This window comes from Streptomyces anatolicus (genome assembly GCF_019400875.1).
Classification (GTDB): Bacteria; Actinomycetota; Actinomycetes; order Streptomycetales; family Streptomycetaceae; genus Streptomyces; species Streptomyces anatolicus.
Genome location: NZ_WMBF01000849.1, coordinates 1 through 1160, shown reverse-complemented (window position 1 = coordinate 1160; position 1160 = coordinate 1). Strand labels below are relative to the sequence as shown.

The window sequence follows — 1160 nt, the reverse complement described above, 5'->3', positions numbered from 1 at the left end:
GTCCCCGGCCCTGCCTGTCGCGGTCGTCCCGGGCCCCCAACTGCCCCGTACCGCCCGCCTCATGAGAGCCAATGGCTCCAGGCCAGGGTTCTACGCTCCGTGGCTTGATCGCAAGAGCCAAACAGGTGGTTTACCGGTCATAAGTGCGATTTGGGGCGCCTGTTGAGGCGGGTGACCGCAAACGCGTACGGATGTTGCCGAAGTGTTCCCTTATGGCCTGCTCGGCGCGGACGGCGTCCCCCGAGCGCACCGCCTCCAGGATCTCGCGGTGCTGGCGGCAGGTGACCCTGGGATCCTGCGGCACGTCCACCAGGTCGGTGCGGACCTTGTGGAAGGCGTCCCAGAACGCCTCGAGGACCTCGCCGAGGAGGAGGTTGCCGAGGCCGCGGTAGAGCGCGGCGTGGAAGGCGCGGTCGGTCTCGGCGTGCACGGCGCCGTCCGCGGAGGCGGCCTCGGTCTCCATCCGGTCCACCAGGGCGTCCAGTTCGGCGAGGTCGGCCTCCGGGACCCGGCCCGCGAGGCGCGCGATCAGCCCGGTCTCGACGGCCTCGCGCAGCTCCAGGAGCTGGAGCAGGCTGTCCTCGCCGCGGTAGTGGCCCGCGACCGTGCGGAAGGCAAGGCCCTCGATCATCGGCGCGACCGACATCGGACCGACATACGTACCGAAACCGTGCCGAACCTCCACGATCCCCATGGCCTGGAGCGCCTTGAGCGCTTCCCGTACGGAGTTCCTGCTGACGCCCAGGCGCTCCATCAGCTCGGGCTCGGTGGGGAGCGGGGCCCCGGAGGGCAGCCGGGAATCGATGATGAGCTTCTTGATCCGCTCCTGGATGTCGCGCGCCATGGCGCAACGGTAGCGGTACGGATACGGGGGGTCGGCCCCGCGCGCACGGGCAAGGACCTCCGGGAGAAGCGACGAAGGCCCTCCGGGAGACACGACGAAGGCCCTCCGCGTGAACGGAGGGCCTTCGCTGTCTGTGCGCCGCCAGGGACTCGAACCCCGGACCCGCTGATTAAGAGTCAGCTGCTCTAACCAACTGAGCTAGCGGCGCCTGCTGACCTGGATAACTCTACCGGATGTCGAGGGGTGCCCCGGACCACCCGGTGCCCGGGTGCGGCCTTCCGGTGCTTCCTGGCGGCCCCCGGGGAAGGATCGGGGA

General features: G+C 69.7%; 1 protein-coding gene and 1 tRNA gene. Both read right to left on the bottom strand.

What is annotated here, in order from left to right; genetic code table 11:
* Positions 1-130 precede the first annotated feature (130 nt).
* Entirely contained in the window at positions 131-844 is a 714-nt protein-coding gene (locus GKQ77_RS32935; protein WP_219692808.1) for a FadR/GntR family transcriptional regulator, read from the bottom strand.
* Between the two features lie 134 nt (positions 845-978).
* Positions 979-1052 (bottom strand) — tRNA-Lys (locus GKQ77_RS32930).
* Positions 1053-1160 lie beyond the last annotated feature (108 nt).